This is a genomic window from Mitsuaria sp. TWR114 (genome assembly GCF_007997345.1).
Genome location: NZ_VOSR01000822.1, coordinates 1 through 781 on the forward strand (window position 1 = coordinate 1; position 781 = coordinate 781).

The 781-nt window shown below is 67.2% G+C and carries 1 protein-coding gene; it reads left to right on the forward strand.

Annotated elements, in window-relative coordinates; genetic code table 11:
- Positions 1 to 61 precede the first annotated feature (61 nt).
- The coding region (kdgR, locus tag FUT87_RS24620; RefSeq protein WP_147242699.1) for a DNA-binding transcriptional regulator KdgR at positions 62 to 781 on the forward strand (720 nt) is incomplete at its 3' end.

A 781-nucleotide genomic window follows, 5' to 3' on the forward strand; every position in this document is an offset into this window, starting at 1 on the left:
GCGCGGGCGCGGGCACCGGCCGGCTGTGGTGAAATCTTCCCTTTCCAGGAACACGTTGCGCATGGATGACGATCTGAACGATGGCAAGCAGCAGCCCGAGTCGGTGGCCGCGGTGCTCAAGGTCTTTGCCATCCTGCAGGCCCTGTCGGAACGCAGCGACACCGGCATCTCGGAGCTCTCGGTGCGGCTGGCCATGCCCAAGGCCACGGTCTACCGCTTCCTGCAGACGATGAAGACCCTGGGCTACGTGCACCAGGAGTCCGACAGCGAGCGCTACGGCCTGGCGATGAAGGTCTTCGAGATCGGCGCCAAGGCGTTGCAGTATCCGGACCTGGTCGACCTGTCCAAGCACCACATGCAGATGCTGGCCGACGCCACCGGCGAGACGGTCCACCTGGGCACGCTGATCGACAGCGAGATCATCTACGTCCACAAGGTCGACTCCCGGCACATGCTGGGCATGTACTCGCGCATCGGTCGCCGCGCGCCGTTGCACTGCACCGCGATCGGCAAGGTGCTGATGGCCTGGGAGCATCCGGAGCGCCGCGCGCGCGTGCTGGCCGGCGCGGAGTTCCAGCGCTTCCGCGACAAGACGATCACCGAGCCGGCCGCCTTCCAGGCCGAGCTGGAGCGGGTGAAGGCGCAGGGCTTCGGCGAGGACCGCGAGGAATTCGACGACCACATCCGCTGCCTGGGCGTGCCGATCTTCGACCGGCTGGGCCAGCCCATCGCCGGCATGAGCGTGAGCTTCCCCACCTTCCGCTACGACGAGGCCAAGCGC